General features: G+C 72.1%; 14 protein-coding genes. 12 read left to right on the forward strand and 2 right to left on the reverse strand.

Annotation, left to right across the window (positions count from 1 at the left end; translation table 11 throughout):
- Positions 1-48 precede the first annotated feature (48 nt).
- Positions 49-1,785 (forward strand): serine/threonine-protein kinase, encoded by a 1,737-nt coding sequence (locus tag ACWEGE_RS33935; RefSeq protein WP_449664608.1) that lies wholly within the window; start codon positions 49-51, stop codon positions 1,783-1,785.
- On the opposite strand, the gene ACWEGE_RS33940 is transcribed toward ACWEGE_RS33935, so the two are convergent.
- Positions 1,737-2,402: a MerR family transcriptional regulator gene (locus tag ACWEGE_RS33940; RefSeq protein ID WP_449664552.1), complete on the reverse strand. Its 666-nt coding sequence runs from the start codon at positions 2,400-2,402 to the stop codon at positions 1,737-1,739. The genes ACWEGE_RS33935 and ACWEGE_RS33940 overlap by 49 nt on opposite strands.
- Before the next feature lie 120 nt (positions 2,403-2,522).
- Between ACWEGE_RS33940 and ACWEGE_RS33945 the strand changes: the two genes are divergently transcribed.
- From ACWEGE_RS33945 to ACWEGE_RS33955, 3 genes are read left to right on the forward strand one after another with little or no spacing between them, the layout of a single operon-like run.
- Positions 2,523-3,464, forward strand: coding sequence for a hypothetical protein (locus ACWEGE_RS33945; RefSeq protein ID WP_449664553.1), 942 nt, complete (start codon positions 2,523-2,525; stop codon positions 3,462-3,464).
- Complete coding sequence (locus ACWEGE_RS33950; protein ID WP_449664554.1) at positions 3,461-3,880, forward strand: ABA4-like family protein; 420 nt, start codon at positions 3,461-3,463, stop codon at positions 3,878-3,880. Before ACWEGE_RS33945 ends, ACWEGE_RS33950 begins: the two co-directional genes overlap by 4 nt.
- Positions 3,877-4,656, forward strand: a complete 780-nt coding sequence (locus ACWEGE_RS33955; RefSeq protein WP_449664555.1) for a purine-nucleoside phosphorylase — start codon at positions 3,877-3,879, stop codon at positions 4,654-4,656. The genes ACWEGE_RS33950 and ACWEGE_RS33955 overlap by 4 nt, the downstream gene beginning before the upstream one ends.
- Before the next feature lie 66 nt (positions 4,657-4,722).
- On the opposite strand, the gene ACWEGE_RS33960 is transcribed toward ACWEGE_RS33955, so the two are convergent.
- Positions 4,723-5,886: a glycosyltransferase gene (locus ACWEGE_RS33960; RefSeq protein WP_449664556.1), complete on the reverse strand. Its 1,164-nt coding sequence runs from the start codon at positions 5,884-5,886 to the stop codon at positions 4,723-4,725.
- Positions 5,887-5,916: 30 nt separating this feature from the next.
- On the opposite strand from ACWEGE_RS33960, the gene ACWEGE_RS33965 reads away from it, so the two are divergent.
- The 8 genes from ACWEGE_RS33965 to hisS all read left to right on the forward strand — a co-directional run bounded on the left by ACWEGE_RS33965 (position 5,917) and on the right by hisS (position 13,258).
- Positions 5,917-7,527, forward strand: coding sequence for a phospho-sugar mutase (locus tag ACWEGE_RS33965; RefSeq protein WP_449664557.1), 1,611 nt, complete (start codon positions 5,917-5,919; stop codon positions 7,525-7,527).
- On the forward strand, positions 7,527-7,979 hold the full coding sequence (locus ACWEGE_RS33970) for a flavodoxin family protein (protein ID WP_449664558.1): 453 nt from the start codon (positions 7,527-7,529) through the stop codon (positions 7,977-7,979). The genes ACWEGE_RS33965 and ACWEGE_RS33970 overlap by 1 nt, the downstream gene beginning before the upstream one ends.
- A 298-nt stretch (positions 7,980-8,277) precedes the next feature.
- Complete coding sequence (locus ACWEGE_RS33975) at positions 8,278-8,688, forward strand: XRE family transcriptional regulator (RefSeq protein ID WP_449664559.1); 411 nt, start codon at positions 8,278-8,280, stop codon at positions 8,686-8,688.
- Positions 8,685-9,206, forward strand: a complete 522-nt coding sequence (locus ACWEGE_RS33980) for a hypothetical protein (protein WP_449664560.1) — start codon at positions 8,685-8,687, stop codon at positions 9,204-9,206. Before ACWEGE_RS33975 ends, ACWEGE_RS33980 begins: the two co-directional genes overlap by 4 nt.
- Complete coding sequence (locus ACWEGE_RS33985; RefSeq protein WP_449664561.1) at positions 9,203-10,312, forward strand: MAB_1171c family putative transporter; 1,110 nt, start codon at positions 9,203-9,205, stop codon at positions 10,310-10,312. Before ACWEGE_RS33980 ends, ACWEGE_RS33985 begins: the two co-directional genes overlap by 4 nt.
- Before the next feature lies 1 nt (position 10,313).
- Positions 10,314-11,471 (forward strand): amidohydrolase family protein, encoded by a 1,158-nt coding sequence (locus tag ACWEGE_RS33990; RefSeq protein ID WP_449664562.1) that lies wholly within the window; start codon positions 10,314-10,316, stop codon positions 11,469-11,471.
- An 84-nt stretch (positions 11,472-11,555) separates the two neighbouring features.
- Positions 11,556-11,945: a hypothetical protein gene (locus ACWEGE_RS33995; protein WP_449664563.1), complete on the forward strand. Its 390-nt coding sequence runs from the start codon at positions 11,556-11,558 to the stop codon at positions 11,943-11,945.
- Positions 11,946-11,968: 23 nt separating this feature from the next.
- Positions 11,969-13,258, forward strand: a complete 1,290-nt coding sequence (gene hisS, locus ACWEGE_RS34000) for a histidine--tRNA ligase (RefSeq protein ID WP_449664564.1) — start codon at positions 11,969-11,971, stop codon at positions 13,256-13,258.
- Positions 13,259-13,300 lie beyond the last annotated feature (42 nt).

A 13,300-nucleotide genomic window follows, 5' to 3' on the forward strand; every position in this document is an offset into this window, starting at 1 on the left:
CCCGTACGCCACAATTGGCGGGTGCCCCCCTCCAGCGAAGAGACACGAGTGGTCGCCGGTCGCTACCGGCTGCGTTCGGTGCTCGGCTCCGGGTCGATGGGCACCGTCTGGTCGGCCTACGACGAGTTCCTCCACCGGCAGGTGGCCGTCAAGGAGATGAAGGTGCCGCCGGGCATCCCGGCGTCGCAGGCCGACGAGCTGCGGGAGCGCACGCTGCGCGAGGCCCGCGCCATCGCCGTGCTCTCCCACCCGAACGTGATCATCCTGCACGACGTCGCCCGCGAGGACGACCAGCCGTTCGTGGTGATGGAGCTGCTGCCCTCGCGCAGCCTGGCGCACATCCTGCGCGACTACGGGCCGCTGACCGTCGGGCAGGCCGCGGCGGTCGGCATCGCCGTGGCGTCCGCGCTGGAGGCCGCGCACGCCGCCGGGATCACCCACCGTGACGTCAAGCCGGGCAACGTCCTGGTGGCCAGCGACGGCCGGATCAAGCTGACCGACTTCGGCATCGCCCGCAACGTCTCCGAGGCGACCATGACCCGCACCGGGATCATGCTCGGCTCCCCCGCCTACATCGCACCCGAAGTGGCCTCCGGCGGGGCCGTCACGCCGGCCGCGGACCTGTGGGGCCTCGGCGCGACGCTGTTCGCCGCGGTCGAAGGCGCGCCGCCGTACGACGCCGACGGCGATCCGCTGGAGACGGTCGGCAAGGTCGTCAACGGGAAGGTGCCGCAGCCGAAGGCCGGCCCGCTGGCCGACGTCATCGGCGCGCTGATGAAGAAGGAGCCGGGCAAGCGGATCACGCTGCGCGAGGTCCGGCACCGGCTGTACCCGCTGCAGACGAAGACGCCGCTCGACCTGTTCGGGCCCGAGCTGTTCCACACCCCGGACGGCAAGAAGACCTCCGCGCAGCCGGACGCGACCGACACGCAGATCATCAAGACCGTCCTGCCCGAGAAGGACAAGGCCAAGGCGGAGAAGAAGGCCGAGGCGTCGAGCAGCGAGCTCGCGGCCGACCCGGGCCCGCTGCCGTTCCTGCGCCCGCCCACCCCGGCACCGGCGGCGGCCCCCGCCGCGGGTGCGCCGACGGTGTTCGCCCCGGCGCCGCCGCGGCGCAGCTCCACGGCCACCGCCGTGCTCGTCGCGGTGGCGATCCTGCTCTTCCTCCTCGCCGCGGGCGGCGGGTTCGCGCTGGCCAGGGCGGTCGGCGGCCAGCCGTTGCTGCCACCGGACGCCGCCCCGCGGAGCCCGTCGAACGGCCCGACCGACGTCCCGCCGCCGACGCTGGTGCAGCAGTCCGGTGACGCGAGCTACGTGACCGGCAACGGCGGGCAGTTCGGCCTCCAGGTGCCGGAGGGCTGGCAGAAGTTCGTGGCCCCGCACACGACGACGAGGTTCGGGGCGAGCACGGCGGTCCAGTACGTCTCCCCGGACGGCCGCCGGTCGCTCCGGGTCGAGCGGCTGGCGAAGTACTTCACCCAGTTCCCCGACGACGGCGAATACATCGCCTGGCTGAAGGGGTCGTACCCGGGCAACGCGTTCTACCTGTTCCCGCCGACGCCCTTGCCCGACGGCAAGGGCACGACGCTGACGTACCGCCTGGCCGAGGGCGGCACCCTGCCCGAACACGAGGGGGGCGGCGGCACCCGGGTGACGTTCATGAACCTGGTCCAGGCGGGCACGAGCCTGTGGCTGCTCTCCGTCACCGTGCCCGTCGAGCAGGAGAACTCGGGCCGTCAGGACGTCTTCGACCGCGTCGCCAAGACGTTGAGCGTCTCGGACTGACCGCCGAGCACCTCGCGGGACACCTGTTCCTGCGCGAGGTGGCGCAGGCCGGCGAAGATCCGGTCGCCGAGGACGGTCGCGACCAGCCCGGCCTCGATGATCTTGTCGATCGACGTCAGGCCCCGCACCACGTCGACGTCGAGCTCCGCGACGCGCATGGCCAGTTCGGCGTACTCCTCGAGGTGGGCGGCCAGCGTCTCCTGGCCCAGCTCCTTGGCCGTCGCCAGGGCCGCGACCAGGTTGGCCATCGCGCGGTGCTCCGGCGGGTGCGCCTTCCAGCCGTGGCGGCCCATCAGGTCCGCCAGCAGCCCGGCCGCCCACTCGGCGGCCTCGTCGGACACCTTCGGCGGCGGCCCGGCCAGCTCCTGCTGGACGACACCCATCGTCCGGTGCGGCGTCTCGGCGCCGTCGATCGCGGTCAGCACGACGCCGACCGAGGCCAGCGACAGCCCGCCGACCTCGGTGAGCGCCTTGATCAGCCGCAGCCGCTGGACGTGCGCCGCGGAGTAGCGCGCCTGGTTCGGGCTGGTGCGCTCGCCCGGCGGGAGCAGGCCTTCGCGCAGGTAGAACTTGACGGTCGCGACCGGCACCCCGGACTCGGCGCTCAGCTCGGCCATCCGCATGCGTTTCCGCTCCGATCCCGGGGTTCGTCTCGGGGGCAACCCTGAAGACTTCTCAGCATGGATAGTTTAACTTCCCAAAACGGAGAGTTTAACTATCCGTTCTGGGAGGACCACATGACCATCCTTGCCGATCTCCGAAGCAGAACGAACACCTGGCACCGGCCGTCCGCGCTCGCGGCCGCCGCGCTGGCGGTGGTGGCGGTGCTGTGCGTGGCCGCCATGCTCCTCGACCAGCGGACCCTGGCGGGGGCGCCGATCTGGGCGAAACCGTTCAAGTTCGCGGTCTCCGGCGCGCTCTACTTCGCCACCTGGAGCTGGCTCGTCTCGCTGCTGCCGAAGTTCCGGCGCACGGCGAACTGGCTCACGAACCTCCTGGTCGCCATCTTCGGCGCCGAGTACGTCCTCCTGGTGTTCCAGGCCGCGCGCGGCCGGGCGAGCCACTTCAACGTCGCGACCCCGCAGGACGCCGCGATCTTCCGCAGCATGGCCGTGATGATCTTCGTGCTCTGGGGCGCCACGCTGGCGCTGACGGTGCTGATGCTGTTCACGAAGCTGCCCGACCGCGCGTCGCACTGGGCGGTGCGGGCCGGAGCCGCGCTGTCGCTGGTGGGGATCACGCTCGGCCAGCTGATGACGAACCCGACCGCGCAGCAGCTCGCGCAGTGGCGGACCGGCGGGCGGTCGGACATGGTCGGCGGGCACACCGTCGGGCTCGAAGACGGCGGCCCCGGCCTGCCGATCCTCGGCTGGAGCACGGTCGGCGGCGACCTGCGGATCCCGCACTTCGTCGGGATGCACGCCCTGCAGGCCCTGCCGCTGCTGGCCATCGCGCTGGCGGCGCTGGCCCCGCGTTTCCGGCGGCTGCGCGACGACGTCGTCCGCGCCCGGCTCGTCCTGATCGGTGCGGCCGGGTACGCGGGCCTGATCGCGCTGGTCACCTGGCAGGCGCTGCGGGCGCAGTCGATCGTGCACCCGGACGCGACGACGCTCGGGGCGTTCGCCCTGCTGGCCGCGGCGGCCGGGCTGGGTTCGTGGGCTACGGTGCGCGTCCGATGAACCTCTTCGACCTGGCCTTCCCGCTGGCCGCGCCGTTCTGGGCGCTGATGATCCTGGCGCCGCAGTGGCGGTGGACCGAGCGGGTCATGCGGTCGCCGTGGGTGCCGCTGCTGCCGCTGGTGTGCTACTTCGGGCTGGTGCTGCCGCACTTCGGCGAGTGGGGGCGGGCGATGCTGCGGCCCGACCTCGGCGTCCTGCAGGCGCTGCTGGCCACGCCGTGGGGCGCCGGGCTCGTCTGGGCGCACCTGATCGCGTTCGACTTGTTCATCGCCCGGTGGATGTACTTCGAAGGACGCGCCCGGAACATCTCGCCCTGGGTCGTCAGCCCGATCCTGCTGATGACGATCTTCCTCTCGCCGTTCGGGCTGGTGGTGTTCCTCGTGGTGAGGGCCGTCCGGTTACGCTCCCTCGCATGAGTGAACAAGAAGCCGCGAGCGCCATCGCCAAGCGCACCGGCGTGGACGCGCACGACATCGCGGTGGTCCTGGGATCGGGCTGGCGCCCGGCGGCGGACGTCATCGGGGAGTGCGAGACGGAGATCCCGTTCGCCGAACTGCCCGGCTTCACCACCCCCGGTGCGGTGGGCCACGGCGGCACCATCCGCTCGCTGAAGATCGGCGACAAGCACGTCCTGGTGATGCTCGGCCGGACGCACTTCTACGAGGGCAAGGGCATCGACCCGGTGGTGCACAACGTGCGCACCGCGGCGGCGGCCGGCGTCCGGACGGTGCTGCTGACGAACGCGGCGGGCGGCCTGCGCGAGGGCTTCCAGGTCGGTCAGCCGGTGCTGATCGCCGACCACCTGAACCTGACCGCGCGCTCGCCGATCGTCGGCGCGAACTTCGTCGACCTGACGGACCTGTACTCGAAGCGGCTGCGGGACATCGCCCGCGAGATCGACCCGTCGCTCGAAGAAGGCGTCTACGCGGGGTTGACCGGGCCGCACTTCGAGACGCCGGCGGAGATCCGGATGCTGCGCACGCTGGGCGCGGACCTGGTCGGCATGTCGACGGTGCTGGAGGCGATCGCCGCCCGCGCGGCCGGCGTCGAGGTCTTCGGCCTGTCCCTGGTGACGAACCTGGCCGCGGGCATGACCGGCGAACCGCTGAACCACCAGGAAGTCCTGGAAGCCGGCCGCGCCGCGGCCACGAAGATGGGCTCCCTGCTGCGCGAACTGGTCAGCCGCGCCTGACGAGTTCCGGCTTGAATCACGCACTCGCGTGATTCAAGCCGGAATCCGCGTGATCGGAGCCGGAACTCAGGCGAAGCTGGGGAGCTGGGCGGCGACCTCGGCCGAGGACGGCATCGCCGCGACTTCGGCGGCCAGGGCTTGGGCCGCGTCGCGGACCGCGGTGTCGGTGAGCAGGTGGCGGGCCTTGGTGGCGACGGCTTCGGCGGTGACCTCGGGGCCGATGAGGCGGTCGCCCACGCCGGCCGCGAGGACCGCGTCCGCGTTGGTGAACTGGTCCGCGCCCTGCGGCAGCAGCAGCTGCGGGAGAGCCGCGCCGAACGCGCCGAGCGTCGTGCCGCTGCCGCCGTGGTGCACCACCAGGTCGACGTGCGGGAGCAGCGCCGCCTGCGGGACCCACGCCTCGAGCCGGACGTTCTCCGGGACTTCGCCCAACGCGTCCTCGGGCAGCGACGGGCCGGTGGCGACCAGGACGTCGACGTCCAAACCGGACAGGCCGGCGATCGCCTCGGTGAGCACGCCCGCGTGGCCCATCGCCGTGCCGAGCGTCAGGTAGACCAGCGGACGCCGCTTGCCGAGCACGCCCGGCGGCAGCTCGCCCGGCTCGCTCCAGCCGACCGGGCGCAGCGGCACCCGGTGGGTGCGCGCCAGGAAGTCCGGGTCCTGCACCGACTCCGGGCAGATGTCGACGAACGGGCCGCCGAAGGCCAGGTCCTCGCCGACCTCGATGTCCAGGGAAGCCGCGTGCGCGCGGATCGCGTCCCGGATCTTCGTGGTCATCGGGTCGCCGGTCGACACGCGGCCGAAACCGTGTGCCACCACCGGCAACCCGGCCTTGATGGCGGCGAACGCCCCGCCCGAGTTGCCCGCCTCGCTCACCACCAGATCGGGCCGGACGTGCTCGAACAACGGCAGCAGATCGGCGACGAACCGTTTCGGCATCAGCTCGCCGAACACCTTCGCGACGACCGGGAAGAGCACCTCCCGCGGGATGTCACCCGGCGGGCCGGGCGGGCCCGCTTCGCCGAACACCTGGCCGAACGCCTGGCCGAAGGCGTCCTTGATGGCGAGCCCGGCGGCCGCCGTCTCGAGCCCGGCTTTGGTCAGCTGCGGCAGGAAGTCTTCCGAGGTGGCGAAGACGACGTCGTGGCCCGCCTCGCGCGCGGCGACCGCCAGCGGGACGAGCGGGAAGGTGTGGCCGAAGGACCCCAGTGAGGTGAAGAGTAAGCGCACCTACCCGACCATAGCCCGTAGGCTGTCGCGGTGACATCGGATTCCACCCTGCGTGACGCCGCTTCCCGCTGGATCGCCGCCGACCCGGACCCCGCCACCCGTGCCGAGCTGGAGGCCGTCCTGGCCCGGGCGGACGACGACCCCGCGGCCGCCGCGGACCTGGCCGACCGGCTGGCCGGCGCCCTGGAGTTCGGCACCGCCGGCCTGCGCGGCCCGGTGCGCGCCGGGCCGAACGGGATGAACGTCGCCGTCGTCACCCGCACGACGGCCGGGGTGGCGGAGTGGCTGAAGGCGCACGGGCACGCCGGCGCGCTGGTGGTCGTCGGCCGCGACGCGCGGCACGGCTCGGAAGCCTTCGCGACCGCCGCCGCCGAGGTGCTGACCGCGGCCGGCTTCGACGTCAAGGTGTTCCCTCGCCCGCTGCCGACGCCGGTGCTCGCCTTCGCCGTCGGACGGCTCGGCGCGGTGGCCGGGATCCAGATCACCGCGTCCCACAACCCCCCGGCGGACAACGGGTACAAGCTCTACGACGCCACCGGCGGCCAGATCGTCCCGCCGTCCGACGGCGAGATCGAGCGCGCCATCGAAGCCGCGCCGTCCGCCGCCGACGTGCCGCGGGCACCCGGCGCGGAGGTCGTCGACCTGCTCGACCGCTACCTCGACGAGGTCGCGACGCTGCCGCTGGGCTCCGAGCGCGCGGTGCGCGTGGCCGCGACGGCGTTGCACGGCGTCGGCGCCGGCACGCTGCGCGCGGCGTTCGACCGGGCCGGGTTCACCGACCTGCATCTGGTCGAAGCGCAGACCGCGCCGGACCCGGACTTCCCGACCGTGTCGTTCCCGAACCCCGAAGAGCCGGGAGCGACCGACCTCCTGCTGGCGCTGGCGTCCGAAGTGGACGCCGACCTGGCGATCGCGCTCGACCCGGACGCCGACCGGTGCGCGCTCGGCGTCCGCGAGCGCGACGGGAGCTGGCGGATGCTGCGCGGCGACGAGACCGGCGTGCTGCTCGGCTCGTACGTCCTGTCCACTGTGGATCGCACGGTGCTGCCGGACCCGCTGGTGGCCACCACGATCGTGTCGTCGTCGATGCTCGGCGAAATCGCCAAGGCCGAAGGCGCCCGCTACGCCGAGACCCTGACCGGCTTCAAGTGGCTGGTGCGCGCCGGGGAAGGGCTGGTGTTCGCCTACGAAGAGGCCCTCGGGCTGTGTGTGAACCCGGGCTTCGTGCGCGACAAGGACGGCATCGCCGCGGCGACGCTGGCCGCGGGGCTCGCCGCGCAGCTCAAGGCGCAGGGCCGGACGCCGCTGGACGTGCTCGACGAGCTGGCGCGGCGCCACGGCGTCCACCTGACCGACCAGGTTTCGCTGCGGGTCACCGACCTCGCCGTCCGCGGGCAGCTGATGGCCAAGGTGCGGGAGACCCCGCCGGCCCGGCTCGGCGGCGTCGACGTCACCCTCGAAGACCTGCTGCCGGACGCCGACGTCGTGCGCCTGACCGGCGAAGGCGTGCGCGTGGTCATCCGGCCGTCCGGGACCGAACCGAAGCTGAAGGCGTACCTGCAGGTGGTGGCCGACGTCCGCGAGGCGGCGCAGGAGCGGCTGACGGCACTGCGGGCGGACGTCGAGGAGCTGCTCGCCTGATGCCGAGGCTGCTGATCGTCCACCACACGCCGTCGCCGTCGACGCAGGCGTTGTTCGAGGCGGTCGTGGCCGGGGCGACGCACCCGGACGTCGAAGGGGTGGAGGTGGTCCGCCGGGCGGCGCTGGCGGCCACCGCCGTCGACGTCCTCGAAGCGGACGGCTACCTGCTGGGCACCCCGGCGAACCTGGGCAGCATGAGCGGCGCGCTCAAGCACTTCTTCGACACGATCTACTACCCGTGCCTGGACGAGACGCGCGGTCGCCCGTTCGGGTACTGGATTCACGGCAACAGCGACACTTCGGGCACCGAACGGCAACTGCTGGCCATCACGACCGGCCTGGGGTGGGCCAAAGCGGCAGAATCCGTCACAAGCACGGGTGAACCGGACAAGAAGACCCTGGAAGCCTGCACCGAACTGGGCGGCACCCTGGCCGCCACGCTGATGGGCTGACGAAAGTAAAGGGGCCTGTCACCGGAAGCCCTGGGGGTCGACCTCCGGCAACAGGCCGTGGCCAAGGGTTCGCCCGAGGGCGATCAACCTTGGCCTGTGAAGCGTACTACAGACGGTGCGATCATGACGAGTCGAAGGCACGACAACCTCTCGCCTGAGCCCTTCCGTGCACCCCCAGGGCACGGAGGGTCAGGCGAGAGGTGAGCCAACTGTAAACCACTGCATACGAGAGCTGTCAACATATGCGTACAGTGGTTCTCCGGCTAGAATTTCCGCGGCTGGATTCCAGGGGGTGGAGATGGCACGGGAGCGCACCTTCGCGGAGCGCCTGAGCGCCCTGATCGAGGCCGCTCGGGTCGACGGCCGCGCACCGCACAGCTACCGGGAGATCTCGGCCGCCGTCGAGCGGGCGGGCGGCCCGGCGATGTCGCCCGCCTACCTGCAGCAGCTCGCGACGGGCAAGCGCGTCAACCCGAAGATCCACTACGTCGAGGCGCTGGCGAGGCTGTTCGGCGTGCCGGTGACGTACTTCTTCGACGCCGAGGCGGCCGCGGCACCCACGGGCGAGGCCCAGCTGATGGCGATGCGGGCCCAGGAGCTGTCCCCGCAGGGCCGCCGTCAGGTGATGGACCTGCTGGAGCTCGTCGAACGCTACGAGCGGGCCGAACGCGAGGGCCGGAGCCCGGAGGACCGGGGCCCCGCGCGATGAAGGAGCGCGAGCTGCGCCGCCGCTGCCGGAAGCTGCTCAAGGAGCTGGATATCGGGCCGCCGCTGGACGTCGGGGAGCTGTGCGCCCGGCTGGGCGAGCGGCGCGGGAAGCCGATCCGGCTGCTGGCGTACCCGCTCGAAGTGCCGGGGCCGTTCGGCTGCTGGATCGCGACGACGTCCGCGGACTACATCTTCTACCAGGCCGAAACGACCAAATCGCACCAGGACCACATCATCCTGCACGAGCTCGGGCACATGCTGGCGGATCACCACCCGCACGGCGACGCCGAGCCCGCCGACTTCCTGCGCGGCCCGGCGGCCGATCTTGACCCGGATGCCGTACACCGCGCACTGCGCCGCTCGTCCTACGATGACGCGCACGAGTGGGAAGCCGAAACGGTCGCGACGATCATCCTCGAATGGGCGTCGGTCCTGAACTACACGATCCCCCGGCGCGCCGCTGACCGGGATCTCCGCCGGATCCAGGGGGCGCTCGGCGATCACCAAGGGTGGTTGTGAGCACACTTTTCAGCCCGGTCAACCTGATTGCCCTGGTGCTGTTCTCCGCCGCGCTGGCGTGGCGGATCTACCAGGTGGCGCGCGCGCCGACGGTGCCGAACTGGGCGGTCACCGCGTGCGTGGCCGGCTTCGCGGCGGCGTTCCTGCTGCAGCAGACCGTGGTCTCCGACGAGGTCGACGCGCTGCTGGGCCTGGGTGCGGCGCGGGTGGCCAACAACGCGCTGCTGGCGTGCGGCCTCTGCGCGCTGGTCGTCTTCTTCCTCGGCTCGGCGCTGGGCCCGCGCCGGTACCGCCGGGTGGCCGTCGAACTCGTCCCGCTGGCCGCGGCCATCACGCTGATGGTCGTCGCGATGGCCCTGACCCCGCCGGAGCTGCGCGGCCTGCCGCTGGGGCCGTCGACGATCCACGACGGCGGGGTCGCGGCGTTCTACCTCGGCGCCGGGCTGTACCTGATCTACGGGCTCATCGCCTGCACCGCCTGGATCGTGCGGTACCAGCGGGTGGCCGACCGGCACCTGCGGACCGGGCTGCGGCTGAGCGCCGTCGGCATGGCGAGCGCGGCCGCCGGCAGCGTCTTCCGCGCGCTGTACATCGTGGTGGCGTGGGTGTTCGGGCCCGTCGTCAAGATCCTGCTGCTGCTCGGGGTGCCGTTCGTGATCGTCGGCGGCATGCTGTTCCTCGCCGGGGTCACCTACCCCGGGCTGCGGGCGCGGGTTTCGGCGCTGCGGCGGCGCCGGCGGCACCGGCACGAACACGAAGCGCTGGCTCCGTTGTGGACCGTCCTGGTCGAGGCGTTCCCCAGCATCGTGCTGCGGACGCCGCCGCGAAGGCGCGGTGGCGTCAACCGGGTCCACTACCGCCGGGTGATCGAGATCCGCGACGGCCTGGTGCAGCTGTCGCCGTACCTCGACGCGGACTTCGGCGAGGTCGTCGCCGAAGATCCGAGCGCCGCGGCGGCCGCGCTGAAGGCGGCGCTGCGGCGGCACGCGGACGGCGAGCCGAGCGACGGCCGCGCCAAGCAGGTCCTGCCCGCCGGGGCGGACGACCTCGAATCCGACGTCCGGCCGCTGCTCGCGCTGTCGGCCGCGATGACGAACGGGAAGTGACGTGGACACCCTGATCACCGCCGGCCGGGTGCTGCCCCGGCCGGCCACCCCGGTCGAAGACGGCGCCGTGCTGGTGCGCGACGGCGTGATCGTCGCGGCGGGCCCGCGCGCGGACGTCGCCGCGCCGGACGCCACCCGGCACGACTTCCCGACCGGGACCGCGCTCGCTGGCCTGTTCAACGTCCACGTGCACCTGGCGTTCGACGCCTCGCGCGAGATGCTGGCCCGCTTCTCCGAGAGCGACGACCTGCTGGACGGCGCGCGTTCGCGCCTCGAGGCGATGCTGCGCAGCGGTGTCACGACCGTGCGGGACCTCGGCGACCGCGGGCACCTCGGCGCGGCCGTCCGGCGGTCGTTCGAAGGGACGGCCGCACCGCGGCTGCTGGTCTCCGGGCCGCCGATCACCGTGCCGGGCGGGCACTGCCACTTTTTCGGTGGCGCAACGGCATCGGATGACGAAATCCGCACGCTCATCGACGAAAACGCGGCCGCCGGCGCGGACGTGATCAAGGTGATGGCCAGCGGCGGCCAGATCACCGAAGGCGGCGCGGACATGTGGGAGTCGCAGTTCGACGCCCGGCAGCTGTCGCTGATCGTCGCGCACGCGGCGGCGCACGGGCTGCCGGTCGCCGCGCACGCCCACGGCGCCGACGCGATCGAGGCTGCCGTCGAAGCCGGGGTGTCGACGGTCGAGCACTGCAGCTTCATGACCGGGCCGCGGTCGTTCGACCGCCGGGAGCACGTGGCCAAGCGGATGGCCGCCGAGGGGATCTCGGCGTGCTCGACGAGCAGCCGCAACTGGCGGACGATCGTCGAGCGGCTCGGCGAGGAGCTCGGGATGGCGGTGTACGGGCGGCTGCCGTGGCTCGAGGAGCAGGGCGTCCGCCTGCTCGCCGGGACGGACGCGGGCCTGGCCGGTTCGGTGTTCGACGATCCGGCCGGCGCGCTGGAGCTCTACGAATGGCTCGGCTTCTCCCGGCGCCGGATCCTGGAGATCGCGACCGAGGACAGCGCGGCCGGGCTGGGTCTCGGGGACGTGACCGGACGGCTCGAAGGCGGGCTCGCGGCGGACGTCCTGGTCGTCGAGGGCAACCCGCTGGCGTCGCTGGCCGCGCTCCGCAACCCCCTGCTGGTGCTGGCTCAGGGCCGCGTCGCCTGACTTACCCGATCGGGGAATGCCTACTTTGGTGACAGCGTTTTAAAACAGTGTTACGGTAGCTGCACCACCCCGAAGGAGCTCCCGATGCACGGACCCACCCAGCTGTTCACAGTGATCGCCCTGGTCTCGCTGCCGACCGTCATGTACGGCGGCTACGCGCTGCTGGGCGTCATGCGCGACCGCAAGCTGACCGAGCACCAGCGCGCGATGTTCCGCGCCGGCCACGCGCACGCCGGCGTCCTGCTGATCCTCGCCCTGGTCGCGCTGCAGATCCTGAGCCGCACGACGCTGTCCGGGACGACGTTGTGGATCACCTGCTTCCTGCTGCTGTTCGGCATCCTCGCCCAATCGGGTGGCTTCTTCCTCCACCTGCTGCCGAACCGCGGCAAGCTCGGCGGGCGCGTGACGTCCGTCGGCGCGGTGCTGCTGGCCGCGGCAACGCTGCTCACGGCGTACGGGGTCGCTTTCGCCTGAGCGCCGGTCGTTAAGCTGGTGACGTGCCTGAATACCTGCCGACCGCGCCCTACAAGGGGACCCGGGACTTCCTGCCCGCCGAAATGTCCGTGCGTACCCAGGTGTTCGGTCATCTCTACGACGTCCTCGAGCGCCGCGGCTTCCTCCGCTACGACGGCCCCATCCTCGAGTCGGCCGAGATCTACGAGCGGAAGTCCGGTCAGGAGATCGCCGACAAGCAGCTGTACACGCTGACCGACAAGGGCGGACGGCGGCTGGCGCTGCGGCCGGAGATGACGCCGTCGGTGGCGCGGATGATCGCCGGGAGCGCGAAGTCGCTGTCGTTCCCGGTCCGCTGGTACAGCCACCCGAACTGCCACCGCTACGAGGCGCCGCAGCGCGGCCGCGTCCGCGAGCACTGGCAGATCAACGCGGACATCTTCGGCTCGGACAGCGCCAACTGCGAGATCGAGATCTTCGAGCTGGTGCACGACATGATGGCCGCGCTGGGTGCGACGCCGGACATGTTCGTGCTGCGCGTCAACGACCGGAACCTGCTGACGTCGGCGCTCACCGACGTCGCCGGGGTGTCGGCGGACCACCTGTCCCAGGTGTTCGCGCTGGTCGACCGCTGGGAGAAGTACCCGCGCGAGAAGCTGGCCGAGAGCGCCGGCGAGATCGGGCTTTCGGACAAGCAGTTCGAGAAGCTGGCCGAGACGCTCGACGCGGGCGAGGCGCTGCTCGACGAGCTGCCGGCCGAGGTGCGGGAGCAGTCGAACCTGGTGCGCGTGCTGAACAGCAGCGCGGGTTCGCTGGTGAAGTACGAGCCGATGATCGTGCGCGGGCTGGCGTACTACACGTCGACCGTGTTCGAGGTCTTCGACACCTCGCCGGAGAACCGCCGCGCCCTCTTCGGCGGCGGCCGCTACAGCGACCTGGCGTCGATGTTCACCCCGCTGCAGATCCCGGGCATCGGGTTCGGCATGGGTGACGTCACGCTGATGGACTTCCTGGACACGCACGGGCTGACGCCGTCCCCGCGCAGCGAGGTCGACGTCATGGTGATCCCGGTGACCGACGACCTCTCGGACGCGGCCCGGTCGGTCGCTTCGTCGCTGCGCGCCGCGGGGCTGCGGACGTCGACGCCGATCGAGCACCGCAAGCTGGGCAAGGAGCTGACCCGCGCGGACAAGGCGGGCGCGGCCGCGGTGGTGATCGTCGGCCAGGAGGACTGGGCCGCCGGGAACGTGACGGTCCGCAGCCTGGCGACGCGCGAGCAGAACCCGGTCGCGGTCGCCGACGCCCCGGCCGCCGTGCGGGCGCTGCTGGGGTAAATCGGCTCGACTCCCTTCCGGGGCCCGGGCATCCTGGGCGCC

This window comes from Amycolatopsis sp. NPDC004747 (assembly GCF_053601335.1).